The sequence below is a fragment of the Streptomyces sp. BV286 genome, assembly GCF_019090165.1.
Classification (GTDB): domain Bacteria; phylum Actinomycetota; class Actinomycetes; order Streptomycetales; family Streptomycetaceae; genus Streptomyces.
Genome location: NZ_JAHRIB010000130.1, coordinates 105,258 through 132,015, shown reverse-complemented (window position 1 = coordinate 132,015; position 26,758 = coordinate 105,258). Strand labels below are relative to the sequence as shown.

24 protein-coding genes are annotated in these 26,758 nt (G+C 71.0%); 16 read left to right on the top strand and 8 right to left on the bottom strand.

Annotation, left to right across the window (positions count from 1 at the left end):
• The first annotated feature begins 102 nt into the window (after positions 1–102).
• The 8 genes from KUF83_RS18150 to KUF83_RS18115 all read left to right on the top strand — a co-directional run bounded on the left by KUF83_RS18150 (position 103) and on the right by KUF83_RS18115 (position 7,233).
• Entirely contained in the window at positions 103–750 is a 648-nt protein-coding gene (locus tag KUF83_RS18150) for an HAD family phosphatase (protein ID WP_217455748.1), read from the top strand.
• A gap of 108 nt (positions 751–858) precedes the next feature.
• Positions 859–2,097, top strand: coding sequence for an MFS transporter (locus tag KUF83_RS18145; protein ID WP_217455747.1), 1,239 nt, complete (start codon positions 859–861; stop codon positions 2,095–2,097).
• Complete coding sequence (locus KUF83_RS18140; protein ID WP_217455746.1) at positions 2,048–3,220, top strand: acetoin utilization protein AcuC; 1,173 nt, start codon at positions 2,048–2,050, stop codon at positions 3,218–3,220. The genes KUF83_RS18145 and KUF83_RS18140 overlap by 50 nt, the downstream gene beginning before the upstream one ends.
• Before the next feature lie 148 nt (positions 3,221–3,368).
• Positions 3,369–4,184 carry a phosphatase gene (locus KUF83_RS18135; protein WP_217455761.1) on the top strand — a complete coding sequence of 272 codons (816 nt, stop codon included), beginning with the start codon at positions 3,369–3,371 and terminating at the stop codon, positions 4,182–4,184.
• A gap of 129 nt (positions 4,185–4,313) precedes the next feature.
• Positions 4,314–4,523: a helix-turn-helix domain-containing protein gene (locus KUF83_RS18130; RefSeq protein ID WP_093781815.1), complete on the top strand. Its 210-nt coding sequence runs from the start codon at positions 4,314–4,316 to the stop codon at positions 4,521–4,523.
• A 164-nt stretch (positions 4,524–4,687) separates the two neighbouring features.
• The gene (locus KUF83_RS18125) at positions 4,688–4,786 is read left to right on the top strand and encodes a 30S ribosomal protein bS22 (protein WP_003948845.1); all 99 of its coding nucleotides are present in this window, start codon (positions 4,688–4,690) and stop codon (positions 4,784–4,786) included.
• 321 nt (positions 4,787–5,107) lie between these two features.
• On the top strand, positions 5,108–6,169 hold the full coding sequence (locus KUF83_RS18120) for an NAD-dependent epimerase/dehydratase family protein (protein WP_217455745.1): 1,062 nt from the start codon (positions 5,108–5,110) through the stop codon (positions 6,167–6,169).
• 14 nt (positions 6,170–6,183) lie between these two features.
• Complete coding sequence (locus KUF83_RS18115; RefSeq protein WP_217455744.1) at positions 6,184–7,233, top strand: lysophospholipid acyltransferase family protein; 1,050 nt, start codon at positions 6,184–6,186, stop codon at positions 7,231–7,233.
• 103 nt (positions 7,234–7,336) lie between these two features.
• Here the strand turns inward: KUF83_RS18115 and KUF83_RS18110 are convergent, their stop codons facing one another.
• The 3 genes from KUF83_RS18110 to KUF83_RS18100 form a co-directional block, all read right to left on the bottom strand.
• Entirely contained in the window at positions 7,337–8,566 is a 1,230-nt protein-coding gene (locus KUF83_RS18110) for a DUF5667 domain-containing protein (RefSeq protein WP_217455743.1), read from the bottom strand.
• A gap of 302 nt (positions 8,567–8,868) precedes the next feature.
• Positions 8,869–9,645: an ECF subfamily RNA polymerase sigma factor, BldN family gene (locus KUF83_RS18105; RefSeq protein WP_217455742.1), complete on the bottom strand. Its 777-nt coding sequence runs from the start codon at positions 9,643–9,645 to the stop codon at positions 8,869–8,871.
• A gap of 439 nt (positions 9,646–10,084) precedes the next feature.
• The gene (locus KUF83_RS18100) at positions 10,085–11,023 is read right to left on the bottom strand and encodes an HAD family phosphatase (protein WP_217455741.1); all 939 of its coding nucleotides are present in this window, start codon (positions 11,021–11,023) and stop codon (positions 10,085–10,087) included.
• Positions 11,024–11,289: 266 nt separating this feature from the next.
• Between KUF83_RS18100 and KUF83_RS18095 the strand changes: the two genes are divergently transcribed.
• From KUF83_RS18095 to KUF83_RS18075, 5 genes are all read left to right on the top strand, one after another.
• Positions 11,290–11,580, top strand: a complete 291-nt coding sequence (locus KUF83_RS18095) for a glutaredoxin family protein (RefSeq protein ID WP_217455740.1) — start codon at positions 11,290–11,292, stop codon at positions 11,578–11,580.
• Between the two features lie 331 nt (positions 11,581–11,911).
• Positions 11,912–12,679, top strand: a complete 768-nt coding sequence (locus KUF83_RS18090) for a redox-sensing transcriptional repressor Rex (protein WP_217455739.1) — start codon at positions 11,912–11,914, stop codon at positions 12,677–12,679.
• Positions 12,676–14,649: a glutamyl-tRNA reductase gene (locus KUF83_RS18085; protein ID WP_254644006.1), complete on the top strand. Its 1,974-nt coding sequence runs from the start codon at positions 12,676–12,678 to the stop codon at positions 14,647–14,649. Before KUF83_RS18090 ends, KUF83_RS18085 begins: the two co-directional genes overlap by 4 nt.
• The gene (gene hemC / locus KUF83_RS18080; protein ID WP_217455738.1) at positions 14,646–15,605 is read left to right on the top strand and encodes a hydroxymethylbilane synthase; all 960 of its coding nucleotides are present in this window, start codon (positions 14,646–14,648) and stop codon (positions 15,603–15,605) included. Before KUF83_RS18085 ends, hemC begins: the two co-directional genes overlap by 4 nt.
• Positions 15,602–17,290, top strand: a complete 1,689-nt coding sequence (locus KUF83_RS18075; protein WP_217455737.1) for a bifunctional uroporphyrinogen-III C-methyltransferase/uroporphyrinogen-III synthase — start codon at positions 15,602–15,604, stop codon at positions 17,288–17,290. Before hemC ends, KUF83_RS18075 begins: the two co-directional genes overlap by 4 nt.
• A gap of 259 nt (positions 17,291–17,549) precedes the next feature.
• Here KUF83_RS18075 and KUF83_RS18070 read toward each other — a convergent pair whose 3' ends face one another.
• Positions 17,550–18,941 carry an FAD-binding oxidoreductase gene (locus tag KUF83_RS18070; protein WP_217455736.1) on the bottom strand — a complete coding sequence of 464 codons (1,392 nt, stop codon included), beginning with the start codon at positions 18,939–18,941 and terminating at the stop codon, positions 17,550–17,552.
• 187 nt (positions 18,942–19,128) lie between these two features.
• Between KUF83_RS18070 and hemB the strand changes: the two genes are divergently transcribed.
• Complete coding sequence (gene hemB / locus KUF83_RS18065) at positions 19,129–20,121, top strand: porphobilinogen synthase (protein ID WP_217455735.1); 993 nt, start codon at positions 19,129–19,131, stop codon at positions 20,119–20,121.
• A gap of 69 nt (positions 20,122–20,190) precedes the next feature.
• On the opposite strand, the gene KUF83_RS18060 is transcribed toward hemB, so the two are convergent.
• Positions 20,191–21,102, bottom strand: a complete 912-nt coding sequence (locus KUF83_RS18060; protein WP_217455734.1) for an NAD(P)-dependent oxidoreductase — start codon at positions 21,100–21,102, stop codon at positions 20,191–20,193.
• A gap of 157 nt (positions 21,103–21,259) precedes the next feature.
• Complete coding sequence (locus KUF83_RS18055; protein ID WP_217455733.1) at positions 21,260–22,012, bottom strand: DUF4232 domain-containing protein; 753 nt, start codon at positions 22,010–22,012, stop codon at positions 21,260–21,262.
• A 216-nt stretch (positions 22,013–22,228) separates the two neighbouring features.
• Between KUF83_RS18055 and KUF83_RS18050 the strand changes: the two genes are divergently transcribed.
• Together KUF83_RS18050 and KUF83_RS18045 are read left to right on the top strand one after the other, a co-directional pair.
• Entirely contained in the window at positions 22,229–23,833 is a 1,605-nt protein-coding gene (locus tag KUF83_RS18050) for a helix-turn-helix transcriptional regulator (protein WP_308403040.1), read from the top strand.
• A gap of 144 nt (positions 23,834–23,977) precedes the next feature.
• Positions 23,978–24,880 carry an SAM-dependent methyltransferase gene (locus KUF83_RS18045; protein WP_217455731.1) on the top strand — a complete coding sequence of 301 codons (903 nt, stop codon included), beginning with the start codon at positions 23,978–23,980 and terminating at the stop codon, positions 24,878–24,880.
• Between the two features lie 46 nt (positions 24,881–24,926).
• Here the strand turns inward: KUF83_RS18045 and KUF83_RS18040 are convergent, their stop codons facing one another.
• Positions 24,927–25,724, bottom strand: a complete 798-nt coding sequence (locus KUF83_RS18040; RefSeq protein WP_217455730.1) for a DUF4253 domain-containing protein — start codon at positions 25,722–25,724, stop codon at positions 24,927–24,929.
• Between the two features lie 100 nt (positions 25,725–25,824).
• The gene (locus tag KUF83_RS18035; protein WP_217455729.1) at positions 25,825–26,751 is read right to left on the bottom strand and encodes a phosphotransferase family protein; all 927 of its coding nucleotides are present in this window, start codon (positions 26,749–26,751) and stop codon (positions 25,825–25,827) included.
• Positions 26,752–26,758: the final 7 nt, after the last annotated feature.

The window sequence follows — 26,758 nt, the reverse complement described above, 5'->3', positions numbered from 1 at the left end:
TGCAGGGGGGACCCTGTGGGAGAGTAGGACGCCGCCGAACTTATATTGCTGATAGCCCCCGCACTCCGGTGCGGGGGCTATTTTGCGTTTAGGGTCGGAGTTATGCGATATGAACTGGTGATCTTCGACAACGACGGCGTTCTCGTGGACAGCGAGCCGATCTCCAACACACTTCTCGCCGCGTATCTCACCGAGCTCGGGCATCCCACCTCGTACGAGGAGTCCCTGCGCGACTACATGGGTGCCGCCATGCATCGCGTACACGACATGGTCGAGGAACGGACCGGGGAACGGCTGCCCGCCGACTTCGACGACGTCTTCCACGGGCGGGTGTTCGCCGCCTTCGAGCGGGAGTTGGAGCCGGTCACGGGAGCCATGGAGGTCCTGGAGAAGCTCGCCGCGGACGGGGTTCCGTACTGTGTGGCGTCGTCCGGGAGCCATGAGCGCATCCGGGTGGGGCACCGGAAGACCGGGCTGGATCGGTGGTTCGACGACGGACGGATCTTCAGCTCGCAGGATGTGGGGCGGGGGAAGCCCGCACCCGACCTGTTCCTGCACGCGGCAGGGCGGATGGGGGCGTCCCCGGAGAAGTGCCTCGTCATCGAGGACAGCCCGCTCGGGGTCCGGGCCGCCGTTGCGGCGGGGATGGACGTGTACGGCTTCACGGCCATGACACCGGCCGAGCGGCTGGCCGGGGCCGACCGCCTCTTCGGGCAGATGAGCGAGCTGATGGGGCTGCTTCAGAGCTGACGGGACGCCCCGAAGAGGGCCAGTCGATCTTGAGATCTCGAAGCTGAGCAAAATTCATCTTCTGAACCATCTACCCACGAGTAAGCCGGAGCCCTACGCTGTGCCGCCATGACAGATGTGCTGCGGCGTGGCCGGGCCTCGTTGGCGTTCAGCTTCTTCGCCCAGGGCGTCGCCTTCGCGCTGCTCGTGACGCGTATCCCCGCGATCCAGGACCGGTACGGGATATCCGACGGGCTGCTGCCCGCCTTCCTCGCTGCCGTGCCGATCCTCGCCGGGGTCGGGAGCGTCTGTACCGAGCACCTGGTGAAGCGGGTGCCGCCGAGTCACGTACTGCGATGGTCGCAGCCCGTCGTGCTGCTCGCGCTGCTCGGGGTCGGTGCCGGTGACGGCCTGTGGGCGATCGGGCTGTCCCTCGCCGCCTTCGGGCTGGCCGTCGGAGCGCTCGACGCGTCCATGAACATGCTCGGGGTGAGCCTCCAGCACACCTACGGGCGCAGCATCATGCTCGGGTTCCATGCCGCGTACAGCCTGGGCGGGATCATCGGGGCCTCGCTCGCCTGGGTGGGGGCGCACTGGGATCTGGCGTTGTTCGTGTCGTACCTGCCCGTCGTGCTGGTGCTGTTGCCCGCCGCGCTCGTGGCGAGCCGGTGGTACGTCGACAGGGGTGGCCCCGAGGAGAGCCCGGAGGCCCCGGCGCCGGACGAGGACGCCGGCAAGGGCGGCGGTGCGGGGCTGGGATCCAGGATGCTCCTGCCGTTGTGTCTGGTGATGGCCGTCGCGTACATCGGCGATTCGACCGTCTCCAACTGGAGTGCCAAGTACCTGCAGGACGTGCTCGGCAGTTCGGAGCAGATGGCGACGCTTCCGTACAACGTCTACATGGTCACCACGCTGCTCGGGCGGGCGGTCGGGGACCTCGGGGTGCGGCGGTTCGGGGCCGTGACGGTCGTGCGGGTGGGGGCGCTGGTCGCCGCCGTGGGCTTCGCGGTGGTGGCGGCCGCGCCGGGAGCCTGGGTCGGGATGCTCGGCTTCACGCTCGTGGGATTCGGTCTGTGCGTGATCGTGCCGCAGACCTTCGCGGCGGCGGGGAGGCTGTTCCCCGGGGCGGCGGACGCGGCCGTCGCGCGACTGAACATCTTCAACTATGTGGGCTTCCTGGTGGGTTCGCCCCTGGTGGGTGCTCTGGGCGACGCGTGGAGCTATCGGGGGGCGATGCTCGTGCCGATGGCGTTGGTCCTGGTGACGTTGGTGTACGCCCGTTCGTTCGGTTCCGGACCTTCCGGATACGGTGACGGGCATGAGCGGCCGCGCACAGCTGATGTGGGACGAGGCAGTAACGGGCTATGACTTCGGCCCGGACCATCCGATGGATCCGGTCCGGCTGGCGCTGACCCGGAGCCTGGTCGACGCCTTCGGGCTCGACCGGGAGATGGACGTCGTCGCGGCCAAGGCCGCCGGGGACTCCACGCTGCGGCTGGTGCACCGGGAGGACTACGTCGAGGCGGTCAAGGCCGCCTCCGCGGATCCCCGGGCGGCGGACGGGGCGTACGGGCTGGGGACCGTGGACGATCCCGCGTTCGCCGGTATGCACGAGGCGTCCGCTCTCATCGCCGGCCAGTCGGTGGGCGCCGCCGAGGCCGTGTGGCGGGGCGAGGCGCTGCACGCGGTGAACTTTGCGGGCGGGCTCCACCACGCGATGCCCGGGGGCGCCTCCGGGTTCTGCATCTACAACGACGCCTCGCTGGCCATCGCCCGGCTCCTGGAACTCGGCGCCGAGCGGGTCGCGTACGTGGATGTGGACGTGCACCACGGCGACGGGGTGCAGGCCGCCTTCTGGGACGACCCTCGGGTACTGACGGTGTCGCTGCACGAGCACCCGCGGACCCTGTTCCCGCAGACGGGGTGGCCCGAGGAGACCGGGGCCGCGGCCGCGGAGGGCTCCGCCGTGAACGTGGCGCTGCCGGCCGGGACCGGGGACGCGGGGTGGCTGCGGGCCTTCCACTCCGTCGTGCCGGAGCTGATCGCCGACTTCCGGCCGCAGGTACTCGTCACCCAGCACGGGGCCGACACGCACTTCGAGGACCCGCTCGCTCATCTCGCCGTGTCGCTCGACGCCCAGCGGGCCGTGCAGGTCGCCTGTCACGAGCTGGCGCACGAGCACGCCGACGGGCGGTGGATCGCCCTCGGCGGAGGCGGGTACGCCGTCGTGGATGTCGTACCGCGGTCCTGGACGCATCTGGTGGCGATCGCGGCAGGACGGGAGGTGGCGCCCGAGTCCGTCATCCCCGAGAGCTGGCGGCAGGAAGTGTTCGCCCGTACGCGGCAGTTGGCGCCCGCGCGGATGACCGACGGGCGCTGGCCCGTGGAGTGGGCGCGGTGGGAGGCGGGGTACGACCCCGCGGACCGGCTGGACCAGGCGGTACTGGCCGCGCGCAAGGCGGTGTTTCCCCTGCGGGGGCTGTTGGCCTAGGACTTCCGGCGGGTGTGCGTCCCTGGTCGCGGCGGGGTGGCGGCCGGGCTGCCCCAGCTGGAGGGCCCCAGGGAAGGCATTACGCCAACTGTGCGGTGTTCCCCCTGTTTCGGGGGCGGGGACCCGGCATATGCGTCAGCATCAGGACGTGTTGAGTACCGGAGCGTTGCGGGCGCACCTGCTGGCGGCGAGGCTGGCCGGGACCGTGGCCACTTCGCGCGAAGTGAGTCTCAGGAGTTACCGGCTGTTCGCGGCGCGGGACCCACGAGTGACGATCGGGCTCGATCCCGAATGGGCCTGGAAACAGTCCGATCTGATCGCGTTGATGGCGGACAAATGCGGGGTATCGGATGATCCCCGGCATACGTCCGGGCCGGATGTGATCGATCCTGAGCGGACTCTCGTGGCGCTCGACGCCTTCGCGGGGCGGCTCGCGGAAGCGGCACGCAGGCGCTGCCCGGTGCTGCTCGGCACCGGACATCCGCATCGGCTGCTCGGTTTCTACGCCGCTCTCGCGGACGCTCTGTCGGCGGCGGGATGTGCTGTCCTCACCCCTGCGTATGGTGACCGTGTCGACATAACGACCCGGTTCGGCCTACGCACGTACAACCTTGACTACGTACGGGGAGTCGCGCTCGTGCGGGAACCCGGGGCGCGGGGCGCCGGGCGTGAGACCGGCGCACACACGCACTCCCCCCTCCCGGTTCGGACGGCTCTGGCCGCCGCGGCCGATGCCGGCGGGCCGCTTCCCGAACTCGTGGTGGGAGACCACGGATGGGTCTGCGGAGCAGGTCAACTGGGGTTCGAGGCCATCGGTCTGGGTGACACCGACGATCCCGCGCTGTTCGTCGGAGAGGCTGAGGGGCGGGTGTCCGTCGTCGTTCCACTTGATGACGCTGTGCGGTCTGATTACTACCGACCGCTTACTCGCTATGTACTCAATCGAGCGTGTCTGTCACAGTAGGCCGCCGATGGGGGCTCCTCTTCCCCACTCGCATCACCCGCCCCTACTCTGGGGAGTGAGCACGCAACGACGAAGTGTCACCGGAAGGGGAAGCCGGTGACCGTCGAGTGCGGAAGGTTCAGGTGTGTCATGGCTGCTGGCGAGAGGCCTCTGAACGAGGTTCAGTTCCTTACCGTGGCGGAAGTCGCCTCGGTGATGCGAGTGTCGAAGATGACCGTGTACCGCTTGGTGCACAGCGGTCATCTGCCCGCGATCCGGGTGGGGAGGTCGTTCCGCGTCCCGGAGCAAGCGGTTCACGAGTACCTTCGCGAGTCCTACGTGGGGGTGGAGACAGCCTGACGGCGGTCCGGAGGGGTCCCGGGAACGCACGATCGCGTCCCGGGGATCCCACCCGGAACTCCTCGATTACGACCTCGGCGCTCAGGCGGGTAGGCTGGCCCCTCATAAGTCGTGTGGGCCCATGCAGCCCAGCAACGAGTAAAGAGAAGTGAGCGAGGGTAGTCGTGGGCTCTGTTATCAAGAAGCGGCGCAAGCGGATGGCGAAGAAGAAGCACCGCAAGCTGCTCAAGCGCACTCGCGTTCAGCGTCGCAACAAGAAGTAGTCGCGACAAGCGGCGGTCGCCCACCTCGCGCAGGCGGGCAGTGGGCGACGCCGCGACAGTGCGCTCTGTGGCCCCCCACCGATCGGTGGGGGGCCACAGTCGTCCCCGCCCACGGTGTGCGGTGGGGCGAACGCTGTGCGTAGGCCCGGACCTGCGTCGGAGCGCCGAATGGCTTGGTCTGATCGTATGTCCGGGGGTGCCGTCACTTCATGCATCGGGCGGTCATCACAGCGCAACACCGAACCGCTAACGTGACCGTCACGGGGAACACGGCAGAGTACGAGCGGGATGTCGTCGACGGCTGGAAGGAAGGCGCTGATCTTGGGCAAGGTCGTGCTCGTGACCGGAGTGGCCCGTCAGTTGGGGGGCCGGTTCGTCCGACGGATCCAGCGTGACCCCGAGGTGGACCGGGTGGTGGCCGTGGACGCGGTCACGCCGGAACACCACCTGGGCGGAGCGGATTTCGTACGGGCCGACATAAGGCAGCCCACGATCGCCAGGCTGCTGGCCGAGCACTCCGTGGACACCGTGGTGCACATGGACGTGACGGGCACCCCGCTGGGCAGCGGAAGCCGGACCTCGGTCAAGGAGACCAACGTCATCGGCACGATGCAGCTGCTCGGCGCCTGCCAGAAGTCGCCGACGGTCAAGCGGCTGGTCGTGAAGTCCAGTACGAACGTCTACGGCTCCGCGCCCCGCGACCCGGCCGTCTTCACCGAGACGACCCCGCCCAAGTCGCTGCCCAGCGGCGGCTTCGCGAAGGACACGGTGGAGGTTGAGGGATACGTACGCGGTTTCGCGCGGCGCAGGCCCGACGTCGCCGTGTGCGTACTGCGGTTCGCCAACATCCTCGGGCCGAGCGCGGACACCCCGCTCGCCGCGTACTTCTCGCTGCCCGTGCTGCCGACCGTCATCGGCTACGACCCGCGGCTGCAGTTCGTGCACGAGGACGACGTGATCGACGTACTGCGGATCGCCTCGCACGAGCCGGAGCGGGGCACGCTCAACAGCGGCACGTTCAACATCGCCGGCGACGGCGTCCTGCTGCTCTCGCAGTGCGCGCGCAGGCTGGGCCGGCCCACCGTCTCGCTGTTGATGCCCGCGATCACCTGGGTGGGCTCGGCGCTGCGTACGCTGGGCATCACGGACTTCTCGCCCGAGCAGTTGAGGCTGCTCACCCACGGCCGGGTCGTGGCGACGAACCAGATGCGCGAGACGCTCGGTTACCGGCCGAAGTTCACGACGGCGGAGACGTTCGCGGACTTCGCCCGCAGCCGGGGCCCCGGACTGCTGCCCCCCGAGGCCATTACGGGAGCCGTCGACCGGATCGCCGCACTGCCCGTACTCGGCGGTGGCCACCCCCCGACGCAGAGCGCCAACTGAGGAGCGCATCAACGATGGCGGACGCCAAGGTCATTCCGTTCGACGACGACCGGTCCCGCGGGAGTGCCGCACAGCGGTCGCCGCGGCGCCGGAGTGCGGGTAGCAGGCGAAGGGGCGAGCCCGCGGCGGTTCAGGAGGTCCAGCCCCTGCCCGCACGAACGATTCAGCAGGATGATGATCCTGTGACGCGTGAGGAACCGGGTGCTGTGGGGGAGCCGCACAACGACGGCTGGGACCGGCGCATCGCCGGGGGCCTGTCGTTCCTGCGGAGGCGTCTGACGGGCGACTACGAGGTCGACGACTTCGGTTACGACCAGGAGCTCACCGAGCAGGTCCTGATGTCCCTGGTGCGCCCCCTCTACGAGAAGTACTTCCGCGTGGAGGTCAAGGGGATCGAGAACATCCCGTCGGAGGGCGGGGCGCTGATCGTCGCCAACCACTCGGGGACGCTGCCGCTGGACGGCCTGATGATGCAGGTCGCGGTGCACGACAACCACCCCGACAGCCGGCATCTGCGGCTGCTCGCGGCCGACCTGGTCTTCATGCTGCCGGTGGTCAACGAACTGGCCCGCAAGGCCGGTCACACCCTCGCGTGCGCGGAGGACGCGGAACGTCTCCTGCAGCGCGGCGAACTGGTCGGCGTCATGCCGGAGGGTTTCAAGGGCATCGGCAAGCCGTTCAGCGAGCGCTACAAGCTGCAGCGCTTCGGCCGGGGCGGGTTCGTTTCCACCGCGCTGCGCCAGGGCACCCCGATCATCCCGTGCTCGATCGTGGGCGCCGAGGAGATCTACCCGATGATCGGCAACGCGAAGACCCTCGCGCGGCTGCTCGGTTTCCCGTACTTCCCGATCACGCCGACGTTCCCGTGGCTCGGTCCGCTGGGGGCGGTCCCGCTCCCGACCAAGTGGACGATCCAGTTCGGCGAGCCGATTCGCACGGACGGCTATCCGCCGGAGGCGGCCGAGGACCCGATGCTGATGTTCAACCTGACGGACCAGGTGAGGGAACAGATCCAGCACACGCTCTACAAGCTGCTGGTGCAGCGCCGTTCGGTGTTCTTCTGACGGACGTTCCGCCGCTCGACAGCAGGTGCTGATCGACGGCGTGCATACGTGTGTGGGGCGCCCCCTTCGGAAAGGGGGCGCCCCACACACGTATGCACGGAGGCTAGTCCGCGTCCTCGCTGTCGATGCCCAGGCCCGGGAGCAGCCCCGGAAGCAGGGGCGGCAGGGTCACGTCCGGCTCGGCCGGCGGGGTGTCCTTGCCGGACGGGGTGGCGCCGGTGTCGTCCTCGGGCGGGTCGAGGAGGCCGCCCGTGTTGCCGCCGAGCAGACCGTCGTCCTGTGTCTTGGACGTGGACGGCTTGGGCTTGCCGCTGCTGGACCCGGTGCCGTCGGTGGAGCCGCCGCCGGTGGCGCTGGGTGTGGCAGCGCGGTCCGAACCGGAGGGGCCGGTGGCGTCCGAGCTCGCGCCGCGGTGCCGGCCGGTGCCCTCCGGCGCGGGCGGCTGCGGGAGCAGCGAGCGCAGCGGCGCGACCTCTTCGTCTATGGCGTCGAAGACCGAGCTGACCTCGCGACTCACGTCGCCGAGCTGGACGGGCAGCCGGTCGCGCAGGGCGCCCCAGGCGTCGCGGTGCGACTGCGAGAAGGCCGACAGCGCCTGGATGGGGCCCAGGGAGTCCGGATTCCGCTCGTAGGCCTCGTGCAGCAGGCGGTGGCCCTCGGAGGCGTCGTGCCGCATGCCGGACAGTGCGCGGCGGATCTCGCCCAGGGACTCGTGGTCCAGAGGGCCCGAGCGGCCGCGCTCCATCAGGCGGCGCGCCTCGCTCAGCCGGGTGGAGGCCTGGTCGAGGTAGAGCCGGCCGCGGTCGCTGTTCCCGTCGGCCATGCCCAGCTTCAGGTCCTCCATGCCGCGCTTGAGCCCGTAGAGCGAGTCACCGGGAAGGGCGTCGGAACTGGCAGCGGCAACACCGCTGAAGGCTCCGGCGGCCACACCCACGGTGAGCCCGCCCGCGGCGAGCCCCTTCGACAGCCGGGAACGGGGTCGCAGTTTCCCCAGCCCGGTCGCCCGATGCGTGCCTTTGCCCCGATGGGACCGTTGCTCGGGCACCGAAGGGCCCGTCGCCTCGCCTCCCGCGGCCGTGCCCTCCAGCAGCATGGCCTCCATCGCGGCCACCAGCTGGGCCCGCTGGACGACCTTGACCTCGGGATCCAGCTTCGGTTTGGGCAGCTCGCCGAGGCCGGTCGCCAGGGACAGCATCCGGCTCTGCTCGGACCGGTCCGCGGCGGCCGGAGCAGGTCCTTCGGACTGCTCGGCCGCCGTGCCCCTGTCGGACTGCTCCTCCAGGGCCTGGGCGAAGGCGTTCGTCCGCCGGTGCGCCGATACGTTCGCGATCACTGGCGGCACCTCCTCTCGTCATGACGGTCGACTCCCCAGGGGGTCCTGAGGGTTGCACTCCCTGCCCGGAACTACACGATCGAGTGATCGGTAGTGGCCAGGGTGTGACCACAGGGAGCCTGTATCCCGCACAACGAGCGGCTCGGCACTTGGGTTACGGACGACGGATGATCGGACCGCGAAGTCAACGGACTTTCACGGAGGGTCAGTTGGGCGTCGCTGAGCGTACTGATGCGTACGGGGTCGTACCGGGGGCCGGTCCGGCGGGCCGACCGGGTGGCGTCGAGGCCGGGTACGGGGTCTCAGCGGGCGTCTTCCGGAAGGAGCCGGGCCAGGGTGCGCACCGCCCGGTACTGGAGGGTCTTGATCGCGCCCTCGTTCTTGCCCATGACCCGGGCGGTCTCGGCGACCGAGAGACCCTGGAGGAACCGAAGGGTCACGCACTCCTGCTGCTGGGGATTGAGGCGGCGTACGGCGTCCAGCAGTGCCGCGTTCGAGAGGGACTCCAGGACGGAGTCCTCGGGGGAGCGCTCGACCTCGTTGGCGTCGAGCATCTCGCCGGTGGTCACTTCGAGCCGGAAGCGGCTCGACTTGAAGTGGTCCGCGACGAGGTTGCGGGCGATGGTGACCAGCCAGGCGCCGAAGTCACGGCCCTGCCAGGTGAACGTGCCGATGCGGCGCAGGGCGCGCAGGAACGTCTCGCTCGTCAGGTCTTCCGCGGTCGCCTTCCCGCCGACGCGGTAGTAGATGTAGCGGTACACGGTGTCGCTGTACTGGTCGTAGAGCCGGCCGAAGGCCTCGGCCTCACCGGCCTGTGCGCGCTCCACGAGATCCATCATCCGGGCGCTGTCACTGTCTGCGGCCGGGCGGCGTGCGGGGGTGGCTGGCGCGCTCGAACGTCCTCGTCTGCCGACCGCAGCGCTGCTTTCGGCCAGTGCGTAGCACGGGCCGACGGGCGCGGCGGAGACAGCGAGGGCGGGGACGGCGTACGCGGTGGGGACGAAGCCGCGCAAACGGTCGAGGACCGTTGCGCGCAGCGTAGCCAGGCCCGAGGCGTCAACCCCGACGTGTGGGTACACGGGACTCCCAGAGGCAGAGCTTCCATCACGTGCAGTACCGGACCGTTCACCCGTCGTAGCGAAGAGCGGGGCCCGTTATGCGTCTGAGGAGAATAACGCTTCGTACAGGCAGTGCTACACCCAGTTGCTCAAATCATCGATTACGTCGCTTCTGTAACCGAATGACGGCTGATCAAGTGCCGGACAGTGACCGGTTGTTGATCGAATTGGTTCGCGTTCCGTCTGAGTCCGGGGCGTGTTGTGGCCGGGTGCCGTCAACGGGACTGGCGGGGGCGGTGTGCGGGTAGAAGAGCCGGATTGCCCGTTACCCGTGCGCCCCGTCAGGGGCGTCAAGGGCGTCAAGGGCGTCAGGGGTGTGGGGAACGGCGCGGGTGCGGGGAACGGCGCGACCAGCCGCGGCGGAGCCGCAGCCGAGGACGAGGGGGCGTACCGAGGAGCGCTAGCGGCGACGGCGATGCAGGGCGATGGCGGCGGCCGTGCCGCCCGCGACCGCGCCGACCCCGGCCGCCGCGGGGATACCGACCTTCGCCGCCTTGCGGCCCGTGCGGTAGTCGCGCAGCCGCCAGTCCAGGGTGCGGGCGTGCTTGCGGAGCTTGGTGTCCGGGTTGATCGCGTAGGGGTGCCCGACCAGCGAGAGCATCGGGATGTCGTTGTGGGAGTCGCTGTACGCGGCGCAGCGGCCGAGGTCCAGGCCCTCCGCCGCCGCGAGTGCGCGTACCGCCTCCGCCTTGGCGGGGCCGTGCAGCGGTTCACCGACGAGCTTGCCCGTGTAGACGCCGTCCACCGATTCCGCGACCGTGCCGAGCGCGCCGGTCAGGCCGAGCCGGCGGGCGATCACCGTGGCGATCTCGACCGGGGCTGCCGTGACGAGCCACACCTTCTGGCCCGCGTCCAGGTGCGCCTGGGCCAGGGCGCGGGTGCCGGGCCAGATGCGTTCGGCCATGTACTCGTCGTAGATCTCCTCGCCGATCGACATCAGCTCGGCGACGCGGTGGCCCTTGACGATGGACAGCGCGGAGTCGCGCGCGTCCTGCATGTGCTCGGGGTCCTCGATGCCGGCCAGCCGGAACCAGGCCTGCTGCCAGGCGAACCGGTAGAGGTCCCGGGACTCGAAGAACTTCCGCTTGTAGAGGCCCCGGCCGAAGTGGAAGATCGCCGCACCCTGCATCACGGTGTTGTCCAGGTCGAAGAACGCGGCGGCCTGGTCGTCGCCGAAGACGGGGAACGCCGGCTCGACGCCTTCGGGCGCGGCTTCGTGCGCGAGCTCCTCCAGCTCCTGGGAGGTCTTGCGCGCTGCCTCAGCCGAGGCCTCGCCTGCCAGCACGCTGCGCGCGGTCGCGGAGCGTCTACGGGGGGTGAGCCATCCGAGAGCGGCCATGGCGTGAGCATAGCCAGTTTGTTCGGTGGTCCTGGAGTCGGGAGGTTTGGATGCGGTGAACTCTCTGCGGCTGTGTTGTTAAAGAGCTCGTCCCTTGGGGGCCGCTCTTTGGTGCTTCGCTGGGTGCTTCGCTGGGTGCTTCGACGGGTGCTTCGCCGGGGGCTGTGCGTCGGCTGCGGGCCGGTGGGAGCGGTGGGGGCCGGGTGCGCGGTTCCCCGCGCCCCCGACGGAGGAACGTTGTCGGTGGGGCGCGGGAGAATGGGGTCATGAGTCCCATCTTTCGGCGTGCGGAGCGCCGCGCGGAGAAGAAGGCGCCGCAGCAGCGGCTGGTCACCCTGATCGGCAAGCCCGACTGCCACCTGTGCGAAGACGCACAGGCCGTCGTCGAGAAGGTCTGCGGTGACCTCGGAGTCCCCTGGGAGACGAAGGACATCACCCAGGACGCGGACCTGCACCGTGAGTACTGGGAGCAGATCCCGGTGGTGCTGGTGGACGGGGCACAGCACACGTTCTGGAAAGTGGACGGGGAGCGGCTGCGACGGGCGCTCACCTCGTAGCCACCGCCGCCGGGCGGCAGGAGTAATCGGACCGTGGCCTGACCGAGCAGTCCAACGGGTCCCGAAAGTCACTTAGGATCGAGGGCGATTCGGACTCGGGGGCGGGGATCGTAGAGGAGAGTGTGCGGCTTTGCCCCCAACAAGTGAGGAACGAAGGTGTGCGAGCGCCGGTTCCGTACGGGTGCGCCGGGGGTGCGTGACCCCGGTCACGTTGGCCGGGCAAATCGGACACCATCTTTGTGCACGCGTTCACAAAGACATAGCCTGCATTCGACGGGGCGGTCCAGGAACGTGTGACCGCCTGCAGCCCCGCGCTACCCGCAGGAGCACCGTGGCAACTGGCCGAACTCACCGAACGGCGACCCGCAGCCGAGGGATTCCCGAGGCCACCGTCGCCAGGCTTCCGCTGTACCTCCGAGCCCTCACCGCTCTGTCGGAGCGCTCGGTACCCACGGTCTCCTCCGAGGAACTCGCGGCCGCGGCGGGGGTCAACTCCGCCAAGCTGCGCAAGGACTTCTCGTACCTCGGGTCGTACGGCACGCGCGGTGTGGGCTACGACGTCGAATACCTCGTCTACCAGATCTCCCGCGAGCTGGGCCTCACCCAGGACTGGCCGGTAGTGATCGTCGGTATCGGTAACCTCGGCGCGGCCCTGGCCAACTACGGCGGGTTCGCCTCGCGCGGATTCCGTGTCGCGGCGCTGATCGACGCCGATCCCGAGATGGCGGGCAAGCCCGTCGCCGGCATCCCCGTGCAGCACACCGACGAGCTGGAAAAGATCATCGACGACAACGGTGTGTCGATCGGTGTCATCGCGACCCCCGCCGGGGCCGCACAGCAGGTCTGCGAGCGGCTCGTCGCCGCCGGCGTGACCTCCATCCTGAACTTCGCGCCGACCGTGCTGACCGTGCCGGACGGCGTCGACGTACGCAAGGTCGACCTCTCCATCGAGCTGCAGATCCTCGCCTTCCACGAGCAGCGCAAGGCCGGCGAGGAGGCCGAGGCCCAGGCCGACGCCGCACTCAAGGCCGAGGCCGCGGCGGCCAAGGAGGCCGGGAAAGGGCCCGACGGGGATGTCCCCGCCGTGATGCCGGCATGAGTCTCCTCGTCGTCGGGCTGAGTCACCGCAGCGCTCCGGTCAGCGTCCTCGAGCGGGCCGCGCTGCCCGCGGACGCCCAGGTCAAGCTGCTCCAGGACACCGTCGCCGCCGAGCCGGCCGCCGAGGCCGCGGTACTCGCCACCTGCAACCGGATCGAGCTCTACGCCGACGTGGACAAGTTCCACGCCGGTGTCGCCGAGCTCTCCACGCTGCTCGCGCGGCACAGCGGGGTCGGGCTGGAGGAGCTCACCCCCTATCTCTACGTGCACTACGAGGACCGGGCCGTCCACCACCTCTTCTCCGTGGCCTGCGGCCTGGACTCGATGGTGATCGGCGAAGGGCAGATCCTCGGCCAGATCAAGGACGCCCTCGCCACCTCGCAGGAGGTGCACTCGGCCGGACGCCTGCTGAACGACCTCTTCCAGCAGGCGCTGCGGGTCGGCAAGCGCGCGCACTCCGAGACCGGCATCGACCGGGCCGGGCAGTCCCTGGTGACCTTCGGCCTGGAGCAGTTCGCCGCCGGAGCATCGGTCGACGCCTGGGCCAGGGGCAAGCGGGCCCTCGTGATCGGCGCGGGCTCGATGTCCTCGCTGGCCGCGGCCACGCTCGCGCGCGCCGGAGTGGCCGAAGTGGTCGTCGCCAACCGGACGTTCGACCGGGCCGAGCGGCTCGCCGAGCTCCTCGGGGAGCAGTACGGACAGCGGCCCGACGGGCAGGACGGCACGGACGTGCTGGCCCGGGCGGTGCCGATGGACGCGGTGGCGGGCGAACTGACACGTGCCGACGTCGTCGTGTCGTGCACCGGCGCGACGGGACTCGTCCTCACGGCCGAGAGCGTCGCCGCGGCGCTGGAGGGTCGTACGGTCCCGTCGCCGGCCGGTGCCGGTGGCGGTTCCGGTGGCGGCCTCCGCGCGACGGGCGGCTCCGCCCGGACGACCGCGACCCCCGCCGTACGGGACGACCTGCCGCCCACCAGCGTCGGCACCGAGGACAACTGCCCCCTCGACCTCTCCGCCGTGCAGGCGACCGCCGGGTTCTCCGTGCTCGGCGAGGCCGCCGTGGCGGGGATGGCCGCCGCCGAGCTGGAGCAGCACGCCGCCTGGGTGGACAAGGGCGCGTCCGCCACGGCGTCCGAGGGACAGACCGGCCTCACCGTCGTGCTCGACCCGGCCGCCGAGGCCGAGGCCATCGCCGCCCTCGCCGCCGCCGCGGCCACCGTCGGGCGCGTGCCCGAGCGGCGCCGGCCCGAGCCCGTCGCCGAAGCGCCCCGGCCCGCGCCCGTTCTCTCGCTGCTCGACCTCGCCATGCCCCGTGACATCGACGCGGCCGCGCACCGGCTGCCCGGGGTACGGCTGGTGGACATCGAGTCCCTCGCCGACGCGTCCGCCACCGTGCCCGATCAACGGACGCCGTCCGCGGGCGCCATGGCCGCCGACGTCGACCAGGTGCGGCGGATCGTCGCCGACGAGGTCGCCGCCTTCGGCGCCGCTCTGCGGGCCGCGCACATCACGCCGACCGTCGTGGCGCTGCGGACGATGGCCGCCGACGTCGTCGCGGGCGAGATCGCCCGGCTCGACGGACGGCTGCCCGGCCTCGACGACAAGCAGCGCGGCGAGATCACCCAGACCGTGCGACGCGTCGTGGACAAGCTGCTGCACGCGCCGACCGTACGGGTCAAGCAACTGGCCGCCGAGCCCGGCGGTGCCGGGTACGCGGACGCGCTGCGGACCCTGTTCGACCTGGACCAGGAGACGGTTGACGCTGTCTCCCGGGCCGACGACCGGGCTGATGACTGGGCCGACGGCCGTGACTCCGGGGACGGGCGTGTCGACAACGGCCGGTCCGGTAACGGGCGCGTCGACGGCGGTCGCGTCGGCCGCACCGACAGCACCTTCGATGGCACTGCCTTCGGAGCACACACCTTCGACAGCGACAACTTCGAGAGCGCCGAGAACCGAGGGCGAGCATGACTGAGCAGGCACTGAGGCTCGGGACCAGGCGGAGCAAACTCGCCATGGCCCAGTCCGGGCAGGTGGCGGACGCCGTGAGCCAGGTGACCGGACGGCCCGTCGAGCTCGTGGAGATCACGACCTACGGAGACACGTCCCGCGAGCACCTCGCACAGATCGGCGGCACGGGCGTCTTCGTGACCGCCCTGCGCGAGGCACTGCTGCGCGGTGAGATCGACTTCGCCGTGCACTCCCTCAAGGACCTGCCGACCGGGCAGCCCGACGAGCTGGCACTGGCCGCGGTACCGGTCCGCGAGGACCCGCGCGACGTGCTGATCGCACGCGACGGCCTGAAGTTCGCCGAGCTGCCGAACGGGGCGAGGATCGGCACCGGCTCGCCGCGTCGCATGGCCCAGCTGAACGCGTACGCGCGTGACCACGGGCTGACGATCGAGACCGTGCCGATCCGCGGGAACATCGACACCCGGATCGGGTTCGTGCGCGCCGGTGAGCTCGACGGCGTCGTCCTGGCCGCCGCCGGACTGCACCGCATCGGACGGACCGACGAAGTGACCGACTTCCTGTCGGTCGACACAGTTTTGCCCGCCCCCGGACAGGGGGCCCTCGCGATCGAGTGTGCCGCGGACAACGCGGACCTCGTCGCTGCGCTCGCCGAGCTCGACGACCCGCTCACCCGGGCCGCCGTGACCGCCGAGCGGTCCCTGCTCGCCGCCCTGGAGGCCGGCTGCAGCGCACCTGTGGGTGCCTTCGCCGACCTTCTGGCCGACGGGCAGATTGTCAAGGAAATGCGCCTGCGCGGCGTCGTCGGCACGACCGACGGCTCGACGCTGGTGCAGTTGTCCACCACCGGTCCCGTGCCCGAGACACATGACCAAGCAATGGCGCTCGGCCGTGAACTCGCCGCCGAGATGCTTGCCAAGGGCGCGGCCGGTCTGATGGGGGAGCGAGTACATTGAGCCCCACCACCCTTCCCGCCGGCCTCGAACACGGGCACGTCACCTTCCTCGGTGCCGGACCCGGTGATCCGGGACTGCTGACTCTGCGCGCCGTGGAGGCGCTGGGGAACGCGGATGTCCTGGTCGCCGAACCCGAAGTGCTCGACGTCGTCCGCACGCACGCCAGACGAAACGTCACCGTGCTCGACACCGATACGGGCGCGAGCCCGGACACGCCTCAGCTGAAGGTAGTTGACGGCACGTCAACCACCTCTGGCGTCCCCGCGTCGAAGGACGCGGCCAATATTGTCATGGAGGCCGCGAGGGGCGGCAGGCGGGTCGTCCGTGCGGTCTCGGGTGACCCCGGGCTCGATGCGTACGCGGCCGGAGAGATGCTTGCCTGCGCCGCTGCGGGCGTGCCCTTCGAGGTCGTTCCCGGTGTTGCCGCCGCTGTGGGTGTGCCCGCTTACGCGGGTGTGCCGCTGCGGGACGCCGAGGGCACGGACGTGCGGTTCGTCGACGCCCGTACGGCCTCCGGGCGCTGCTGGACCGAGGTCGGCGCGTCCGACGGGACCGTGGTCGTCTCGACAACCCTCGATTCCGTGGGGGCGGCGGCGGGCGAGCTCGTCGCCGCGGGCCGCAAGCCCGACACCCCGATGACCGTGACCGTCGCCGGTACGACGACCCGGCAGCGGACCTGGTCCGCGACGCTCGGGACCATCGCGCAGACGCTGAAGCAGGCCAAGGTGCTGCCCTCGCCCGAGGGCGGCCGGCCGGTGATAGCCGTGGTCGGTGAGCGTTCCTCAGCCGCCCAGCGCGACCAGTTGTCGTGGTTCGAGTCCAAGCCGCTGTTCGGCTGGAAGGTGCTCGTGCCGCGCACGAAGGAGCAGGCGGCGTCGCTCTCCGACCAGCTGCGGTCGTACGGGGCCGTGCCGCACGAGGTGCCGACGATCGCCGTCGAGCCGCCGCGGACGCCCCAGCAGATGGAGCGGGCGGTCAAGGGGCTCGTCACCGGGCGGTACGAGTGGATCGCCTTCACCTCGGTGAACGCGGTCAAGGCCGTGCGGGAGAAGTTCGAGGAGTACGGGCTCGATGCGCGCGCCTTCGCGGGGATCAAGGTTGCCGCGGTGGGTGAGCAGACCGCCAAGGCGTTGGTCGCCTTCGGTGTGAAGCCGGATCTGGTGCCCAGCGGGGAGCAGTCCGCCGCGGGGCTGCTGGAGGACTGGCCGCCCTACGATCCGGTCTTCGACCCGATCGACCGGGTGTTCCTGCCTCGGGCCGACATCGCGACCGAGACCCTGGTCGCCGGGCTCATCGAGCTGGGCTGGGAGGTCGACGACGTCACGGCCTACCGGACCGTGCGGGCGTCGCCGCCTCCCGCGGAGACGCGCGAGGCGATCAAGGGTGGCGGGTTCGACGCCGTTCTCTTCACGTCGTCCAGCACTGTGCGGAACCTGGTCGGTATCGCCGGGAAGCCGCACAACGTCACCGTGATCGCGTGTATCGGTCCGGCCACGGCCAAGACCGCCGAGGAGCACGGGCTGCGGGTCGACGTCATGGCTCCGGAGCCGTCCGTGCACCGGTTGGCGGAGGCGCTGGCCGACTTCGGGCTGCGGCGTCGGGCTTCTGCTCTTGAGGCCGGGGATCCTGTCACCCGGCCCAGCGAGCGGCGGCCCGGGTCTCGTCGGCGGCGTACCACCACGTAGTCGTGGCGCTGGTGTGGCGCTTTCCGTCCGCTTCGGTGGGGGGTCGGGGCCGTGCCGGTACGTCGAGCCCGCCGCCTTCCGGGTGTACTGCCCTACGACGGAAACGTTGGGGTTGCCTGGAGGAGCGCTATGCGGCGGGCTGCGACGTACCGGCACGGCCCGCTCCCGTGCGTCCGCGGCCGCGGGTCGTATATCGGCGCGGCTCCGCGCGCGTTCGTTGGTGGCCACGGACGGGCGGGCGCGGTGGCTGTGGGGGCTGTCAGGCCGCCGGGGGGATCGTGTGGCCGAAGCGCAGGAGGTTCGCCGGGTCGTAGGTGTCCTTGGTGTGTTGCAGGCGGCTGTAGACCTCCGGGGTCCAGGCGCGGGCCCTGTCCGTGTCGTCGCCGGGTGTGCCGTGGATGTTGACCATGGTCCGGCCCGTTCCGTACGGTGCCATCGCCGTGTGTACCGCCACCGTGGCCCGCTCCACCGCCTCGGCGGCCGCCGGACTGGGTGTGACGGCTACCGTCTCCAGCAGGTACTGGGCGTCCCGGGCGCAGACCGCGTCCTCGACCGCCGCGGGGCGGGCCAGCGCGCCGCCCATGTGCCGCAGCTGGACGACCAGCAGGGGGCAGTCGGTGGCCGCGGGGCCGGCCTCGTCCAGGAGCGTCCGTACGGCCTCGGGCGGCAGCTCGCGCTGCAGGGTGCACGACTCCCTCGCGGGGAGCGGGTCCTGCGGTTCGGCGTAGATCTGGTCCACGGCGGTGTAGTCCATCTCCGCCACCGTGTCGACGACCACCGGTGCCGCCGCGCGGATGGGTTCGAGCAGGCGTTCGCCCTCCGCCGGGTCACCGGTCCAGGCGATCGCCACGCGGGACCAGAAGCGGCCGCGCAACGGCTCGGGGATCTGCGGCAGCGGCGGCAGACGCAGCAGTCCGAACGCCGAGCACATCTCCTCCGGGAGCGGGGACGACGTCCACTTCGCGTACGCGGTCAGCAGGGCCTCCGCGTCCTCGCCCGCGCAGTAGAGCGCGCCGCCCAGGAGGCGGGACACCGGGGGCAGCTCGCACACGAGTGAGGTCACGATGCCCACGTTGCCCTTGCCGCCGCGCAGTGCCCAGAACAGTTCGGGCTCGTGGTCGGCGTCCACCTCGTGGAGCGTGCCGTCGGGCGTGACGACCTGGAAGGAACGGACCAGGTCGGACGCGTACCCGTACGGGCGGCCGAGCACCGGGAGGCCGCCGCCCAGGGTGTAGCCGACCACGCCGGCGTCCGTCGACGAGCCGTTGAGCGCGCCGAGGCCGTGCGGTGCGGCCGCCTCCAGGACGTGCCGCCACTTCGCTCCGGCGGAGACCGTCGCGGTGCGCTCGCCCGGGTCGACCCGTACGTCGGTCATCCGGGAGGTGCTGATCAGCAGGCCGTTGTCGATGGGGTAGTTGGCGCCGTGGCCCGTGGCCTGGACGGACACGGGGGTGCCGGTGGCGCTCGCCCAGCGCAGGGCGGTGACGATGTCGTCGGTGCCGGTCGCCCCGATGACCAGGTCGGGCGTGTGCGTCGCGGACAGGTTGAAGCCGGTCACCTCGTCCGTGTAGCCGTCGTCGCCGGGTCTGAGGACCGGACCGCGGATCTCCGAGAGGGCGAACAGGTCGGGGGTGGGATGTGGGGCGGTCATCGCGTCCTCCTTGAGCGCGTGCGGGTTGCGCGACGGAGGGACGGCGGCGGTTCTGCGCGAAGGGAGAGGCCGTCGGGGTCCTTGTTCCACCAGGATGGACCCGGGGTGCGCGGGGCGCATTCGGGAGCCGTCGGCACCGACGAGGAGTCGGCAAAGGTGGTCCTGGGGCGGGCGTAGCGTAGGTGCCATGACGAAGTACGGATCCTTCCCCGGCGCCCGGCCGCGGCGGCTGCGGACCACCCCCGTGATGCGGCGCATGGTCGCCGAGACCCGGCTGCACCCCGCCGACTTCATCCTCCCCGCCTTCGTGCGCGAGGGCGTCGCCGAGCCGGTGCCCGTCGCGGCGATGCCGGGCGTCGTGCAGCACACCCGGGACAGCCTGAAGAAGGCGGCCGCGGAGGCGGTCGCGGCCGGGGTCTCCGGGATCATGCTCTTCGGCGTGCCGGAGGAGTCGAAGAAGGACGCGGTCGGTACGCCCGGGACCGACCCCGAGGGGATTCTCCAGGTCGCCATCCGCGACGTGCGGGCCGAGGTCGGCGACGAGCTGCTCGTGATGTCCGACCTGTGCCTCGACGAGACCACCGATCACGGTCACTGCGGTGTGCTGGACGCGGAAGGGCGCGTGGACAACGACGCGACCCTGGAGCGGTACGCCGAGATGGCCCAGGTGCAGGCCGACGCGGGCGCCCACGTCGTGGGGCCCAGCGGGATGATGGACGGCCAGATCGGCGTCGTCCGTGACGCCCTCGACCAGATCGGGCGGGAGGACGTGGCGGTGCTGGCGTACACCGCCAAGTACTCGTCCGCCTTCTACGGGCCTTTCCGGGAGGCCGTCGGCTCGTCGCTGAAGGGGGACCGCAAGACCTATCAGCAGGATCCGGCGAACGTCCGGGAGTCCCTGCGGGAGCTGGCCCTCGATCTGGAGGAGGGGGCCGACATGGTGATGGTGAAGCCGGCCGGGCCCTACCTCGACGTCCTGGCGCGTGTCGCGGACTCCGTGGACGTGCCCGTCGTCGCCTACCAGATCTCCGGGGAGTACTCGATGGTCGAGGCCGCCGCCGAGAAGGGGTGGATCGACCGCGACAGGGCGATCATGGAGACGCTGACCGGGATCAGGCGGGCCGGGGCGCGCAACATCCTCACGTACTGGGCGACCGAGGCCGCTCAGAAGCTTCGCTGACGCCAGTTCCGCCGACGGCCCGTGGCCTGTGCCGCCCGACCGGTCCCGGCCGCCCCTGAGGCCGCGCCGTCAGACCCTCAGCAGCTCCACCAGGCGGGAGAAGCCGTCGTCCGCGTGGCCCTCGGCGACCGCCCGGTCGAGCAACTCCCGCATCGGGGCGAAGAGTTCGGGGCGAACGCCCTGGTCGGCGAAGGCGGTCAGCAGGTTCGGGAACGCCGCCTGGTTGACGGCCAGGCTGGAGACGTCGGTCAGGTGGCGGCCGGTGTCGACCGCCTCGGCCGTGCCGGGGACCAGGCCGGCCGTCATGGCGTTCAGCCAGTCCGAGAGCAGCGGGGCGAACTCCCGGGCCTCGATGCCCTGGGAGCGGATCAGGGCGAAGGACTGGGCCACGCCCATCACCATGCCGTACATGCCCGTCAGCAGGGACAGGTCGTAGAGGGCCGCCAGGCCCGGGTCCGTGCCCGTCCAGCGGGTGCCGCCCAGGGCCGCGAGAGCCGGCCGGTGCGACGCGTACGCCTCCTGGTCGCCGCTGTAGAGGACGTACGCGGCGGGGGTCCCGATCATCTGGGGCACGGCCATGATGCCGCCGTCCACGTACTGGATGCCGTGCTCCTGCGCCCAGATCGCGAACTTCCGTGCCTGCGCGGGTGTTCCGTTGGTGACGTTCACCAGGGTGCGGCCCGCCAGCGCGGTGGTGTGCGGCTGGAGGAGCCCGGTCACGTCGTCGTACGTCGTGAGGCAGACGACGACCAGCGGGCTCGCGGAGACGGCCTCGGCCGGGGTGTCGGCCGGTGTCGCCCCCTGTGCGGTGAGCGGGCCCGTTCTGGACCGGGTGCGGTTCCAGACCGTGGTGGGGTGGCCGGCCCTCAGGAGGGCGGTCGCGAGCGCGGTGCCCATGAGGCCCAGGCCGAGGACGGTGACGGGGGCGAGGGCGGGGGCGGGGGCGGGGGCGGGAGTCTGTGACGAGTTGTGGGGTGCCATGACGACCATGCTGGTCGGGGGCCCAACTCGCCACAAGTACCCACTAGTTGGTCAGGTGCTTACCTCTTGGTGAGTGAGGCGGGTGTGTGATGTGGGTGCGTGAGATGGGCGTGTGATGTGGGTGCGTGGCGCCGGTGGGTGGGGCCGGCGCTCGGGGTCACCAGGCGAGGGCGCTGTCCATCGTCGACTGCCAGTACGTGACGTGGATCGAGTCGTCCACGTACACGCCCTTCGCGGGGAGCGACGGCTTCTGAACCCGCTCCGAGCCCTTGAGGTGGAACGTCAGCGACTTGGCCGTGTAGCCGTTGGAGCCGCTGCCGTCCGCCGCCGACAGGAGCACGCCCGCGTAGCCCGATTCGCCCGGAGCCAGCGTGGTGACCGCCTGCGGCTTGGAGTCCTCGAAGACCGGCGGTACCGACTGGGCCTCGCCGAAGCGGACGGCCGGGTAGCCGGTCAGGTCGCAGTTCTTCGAGCCGGTGTTGGTGACGGTGAGGAGGAGGTGGTTGAGGGGGCGGGAGACCACGGTGGCGGTCGTACGGACGGTGGTGCAGGGAGTGAGGGCGGAGGAGTCCGAGTCCGTCGAGCCCGAAGAGCCCGAAGAGCCCGAAGAACCCTGCGGATTCGAGGAGTTCGTTGCGCCGCCCGTGGAGCCCTGCGTGCCCTTGTCGCCGCCTGACGTCGATCCCGCGGGGTCGGTCTGCCCCGCGCCCTTGGAGCTTCCCTCGCTGCCCTTGGGTGAGGGGGTCACGGACGAGGAGCCGGTGTCGGCCGACGCGCCCTCGTCGCGAACGCCCTCTCCGTTGTTGCACGCCGTCAGCGTCAGTGCGGCGACCGCGAACGTGGCGGCGGCGAGCATACGAGTGCGGGCGGTGCCGGCGGTGCGTGCGGTGCGGGCGGTGCGTGCGGACATGAGTGGTCCCCCTGATGCGGTACGGGTGGTGGCACGGACCACTCGACCGGGTGCCGGGAGCGGCGTGCTTGGATGGCCCAAGCTTGTGCGGCGCCCCGTCCCGGCCGCCACACCTGTTGGGTTCTTCGGGACGCTGGAATGGCTGCAACGGCTCTGACCTGGGGGAACGACCTACCCCTGGAACGGGGATCCGGGACGCGAGAAGAGGGAGAAACGGTGGCGGGGGACGAGTTCACGGAGCTCTTGGGGCAGTTGAAGGAGCGGTCCGGGCTCAGCTACGGGGTGCTCGGGAAGCGGCTCCACACGAGCGCGTCCACGCTGCACCGGTACGTCAACGGGGATGCCGTGCCGACGGACTACGCGCCCGTGGAGCGGTTCGCGCGCATCTGCCGGGCCACGCCCGAGGAGCTGGTGGAGCTGCACCGGCGGTGGGTTCTCGCGGATGCGCTGCGGAGGCAGAAACAGGCCGGGAGCGGTTCCAGCTCCGGTTCCGGGAGTTCCAACTCCGGCCCCGCGAGTTCTAACTTCGGCCCCGCGAGTTCCAACTCCGGCCCCGCGAGTTCTAACTCCGGCCCCGCGAGTTTTAACTCCGGCTCCGGTTCCGTGAGTTCCAATTCCGGCTCCGGCTCCGGTTCCGGGAGTTCTAACCCCGGCTCCGGTCCCGCGGGTTCCAACTCCGGCCTCAGCCCCGCGGGTTCTGGCTCCGGCCCCGGGAGTTCTGGCTCCGGGGCCGGTTCTGGTGCCGACTCCGGCTTCGAGGGCCGGGCCGTGTCCGCCTCCGATGTCGCCTCCGATGTCGATGTCGATGCCGAGGTCGACAGCAGCACGGCCGGCGCTTCCGCCGCTTCCATGGCTCCTCTTGGCTCTCCGGCCCCGCCGGACTCCTCTGACGTTCCGGTCGCTCGGCGGCGGCGTACCGTCGCCCTCGCCGGTGCCGCCGTGGCCGCCGCCGTCGTGTCCGCGGCGCTCGTGGTGAATCTCGTGCCGGGCGGGGACGACGACGGCAAGGGCCGGAAGGAGTCGGTGGGGGCGGCCGAGTCCGTCGACGGCCGGCCGGAGGCCGGCAGGTCCGGCGATGAGAAGAGCGGGTCGCCCTCACCGTCCGCCTCGCGGTCCGCGAGCCCCAAGCCATCTGTTTCGTCCTCCGCCTCCCGGGCCGGCGGGGCCGGGGCGACGCGGGGTGGTGGCCCCGCGGCCGCGGACGGCGTCACCGCGCCCACCGTCGCCGTCAACCCGTACAAGTGGGAGGGCCCGTGCAGCCAGCACTATCTTGTCGACCGCAGGGCCGAGCAGGTGCCCCCGCCTCCGAGTGAGCCCGACGCGCGCGGGTGGGTCAACGCGCTCGGCGGGGTCGCCGCCGGGCAGCAGATGCTCGCGGTGACCGTCCAGGGCACCGGAAAGGGCACCGTCGTCCTGGAGGACCTGCACGTGCGGGTGGTGGACAAGAGCAAGCCGCTCGCCTGGAACGACTTCGCGATGGGCGTCGGATGCGGCGGCGATGTGGAGACCACGTCGTTCGGTGTGAACCTCGACGCCGGGCGGCCCGATACCTCGCCCAAGGCCGGACAGCGCGACTTCCCGTACAAGGTGAGCGAGTCCGACCCCGAGGTCTTCTACATCTTCGCGGACGCCCGGACGCACAACGTGAGCTGGTTCCTGGAGCTCGACTGGTCCAGCGGCTCGGAGTCGGGTTCCGTGCGGGTCGACGACCAGGGAAAGCCGTTCCGGACGAGCGGGAACGTGGGGCGGCCCGCGTACGACTTCCCGCTCGGCGACTCCGAATGGGGACGGAACCCGTACGAGCCCGACGTGCTCGGCTGAGCGGCCGCCCCTTCCCGGATCGGCGTCCGGCAAACCCGGCCGGCGTGATCCGTTGGATTGAACTTGGATTCAGGGCACTATCAAGTCGCCCTGGGAGTTAGGTTGTTGCTCGTTGACTGACGCGACTCTCCAGGGAGAGGCTCTATGCCCGGTGATGCTCTCAGCCAGGACCCCGCCGAGCTGAGAAGGAGGATCGACACCACCAAGGCACACCCGGCCCGTGTCTACGACGTCTTCCTCGGGGGCAAGGACAACTACCCGGTGGACCGGGCCGCGGCCGCCGCCGCGCTCACCGCCAACCCGCGCGGCTACCTCGACGTCCGGCACAACCGCGACTTCCTGCGCCGGGCGGTCAACACGCTGTCGGGCGAGGAAGGCATCCGGCAGTACCTGGACATCGGCACCGGGCTGCCGACCCAGGAGAACGTGCACCAGATCGCCCAGCGCATCGCCCCCGACTCCCGGGTCGTGTACGTCGACAACGACCCGGTCGTTCTCGCCCACGCGCGCGCCCTGCTCACCAGCGGGCCCCAGGGCCTCACCGACTACATCGACGCCGACCTCGAGAACCCGGCCCAGATCCTCGAAACGGCCGCGAAGACCCTGGACTTCGACCGGCCGGTCGCCCTCGCGCTCGTGGCGGTCCTGCACTTCGTCGAGGACGAGAAGGCCTACCCGATCGTGCGCGAACTGATCGAGGCCCTGCCCTCGGGCAGCCGGCTCGTGCTCAGCCATCTCACCGAGGACCTCAACCCCGAGAACATCCGCGCGGTCCAGCGGACGTACACCGAGCGCGGCTTCACCTTCGTGCTGCGCTCGAAGGCGGAGGTCGAGCGGTTCCTCACGGAGAACGGGCTGGAGATCGACGCGCCCGGTGTGGTCCCCGCCCACCACTGGCGGCCCGACGACGCGGCGCCGGTGCCCGAGCCGCCCGAGGCCGGCTACCTCGACGAACTCGACGACATCGAGAAGGTCCGGTACCGGGACATCAACGACGTGACGGACGCGGACATCAACGTGTACGCGGTCACGGGCCGCAAGCCCTGAGTCCTGCCCTCCGACGCCCCGCCCGCTCCCGTCGCCCCCGCCCGGCTCAGTCCCACCAGAACGTCCAGGAGCGGGCGCCGAGCACCTCGCGCTCGGCGTACACCCGCAGGGAACCGTGGTCGCTCTGCTCGATGCTGTCCGGACAGAACGCGTAGTGCTCGGCGGCGATCGCCTCCGCCTCCGCCAGGGTCCCGGGCGGGGCGGCCACGGAGACGACGAGCTGGTCGAAGGCGAGCGCCACGACCCGTATGCCGAAGCGGTCCTCCCACGAGCGGAGGACCGCGCACAGCGGGGCCACGTCGGTCGTGTGGTTGACCGGGCCGCACCAGCCGATGGCAGCCGGGATGTCGGCGCTGCGGCGGGCCGGCACGAGCGCGAGATGCGGTTGGCCAAGCCAACTCGCGCTGCCGACAAGGGCGTCGGTGACCTCGGCCGCCCGCGCGTCGGGATCGGCGTCCAGCGGGCCCGCCGCGGCGAGGCCCGGCCAGTCGGCGTCCTCCGCCTCCGCCGCGAACTCCTCCCAGGACTCCGCGAGCACCTCCTCGGCGTCGTGGTCGCCCGGATACGAGGCGAGGTCCGGGTCCAGCCCCCACTTGTCCGGGTGCGATTCGCCGGCTGTGTTCCCCCCGACCAGGACCGGACACAGGCCCGCCGCGCGGCGCGCGGACGTCAGGCGCAGCCAGTCGCCCGGTGCCGCCGGGGCGTCGGCGCGCCACAGCAGCGGTTCGTCCCAGGGGCCCTCGACCGTCGTCTCGAGGAGGGTGCCGGGCGGGAGTTCGAGACCGAGCGAGCGGCCGGTCGGATCGGCCGCCAGCTTCGGCAGCTGGTTCGGAAGAGTCGCCATGCCCGTGACTGTAGGGCTCGTCACTGACAACGGCGCCGGCGGCCGCCTCCGGCGACGGCCGAGGCGGCGCCGCCCTGCGCGGGCCCGTCGCCGTGGCCCGTCAGTCGGTGCCGAACCACGTCTCCGCGAGCGAGTCCAGCGTCGGCTTCGGCGGCTTGGGCATCGTGCTCAGGTACCAGGGGAGATTGCTGTAGACGTGCAGCAGCGTGTACGCCATGAGCGTGTGCGGGTCGAACGGGGGGCGCCCGTACGCCTCGTAGAACCGCTTCAGCAGCCGGGGCTGCCCACACGCGACGAACAGCCCCACACCCACGAAGTCGTAGGCCGGATCACCGACCATCGCGGGCTCGAAGTCGAACAGGCCCGTCAGGCGCCAGCCCTCCGGGTCCACGGTCAGGTGCTGGCGCATGAACTCGGTGTGCAGCAGCACGCGTCGCGCCGGGGCGGCCAGCGGCACCGAGCTCAGGAACCACGGAATCTGCTCCAGCCAGGCCTGGGACAGCCCGGCCTCGCGCTGCTGAGCCACCGCGTTCGCACGCTGCGAGTCGACGAACAGGCCCCAGTCGGACGGACCGACGAAACCAGCGAGCGGCGCCGGACTCAGCGCGTGCAGCGCCGCGAGGGTCTCACCGGCCTCCGTGACGATACGGTCCTGCTCCGCCGCCGGAATCCGCGGCCAGGCCTCCGCGAGGCTCTCGCCCGGCAGCCGGGACATCAGGACGAAGGACCAGCCGTTCTTGTACGCGCCCGCCGAGTACAACTGCGGTGTCGGGACCGGCAGTTTGCCGTACACATGGCTGAGCATCCGCTCCTCGCGCCTGGCGTCGAGCTTCTCGAAGGCGGGGAACAGCTTCAGGACGTGCGCGGCGCCGATGGAGTACACCGGCAGCGAGCCCTCGATGAAGCGGACCATCGGCTTCGGGACCAGACCGAGGCGCTCGCACAGGTCCGCGACGGCGGGTCGCAGCAGTGCCTCGTCCCGGACGACGTCGTCCAGTTCTTCGCCGGTCTCAACGAGTGGCAGCATGGCTGGT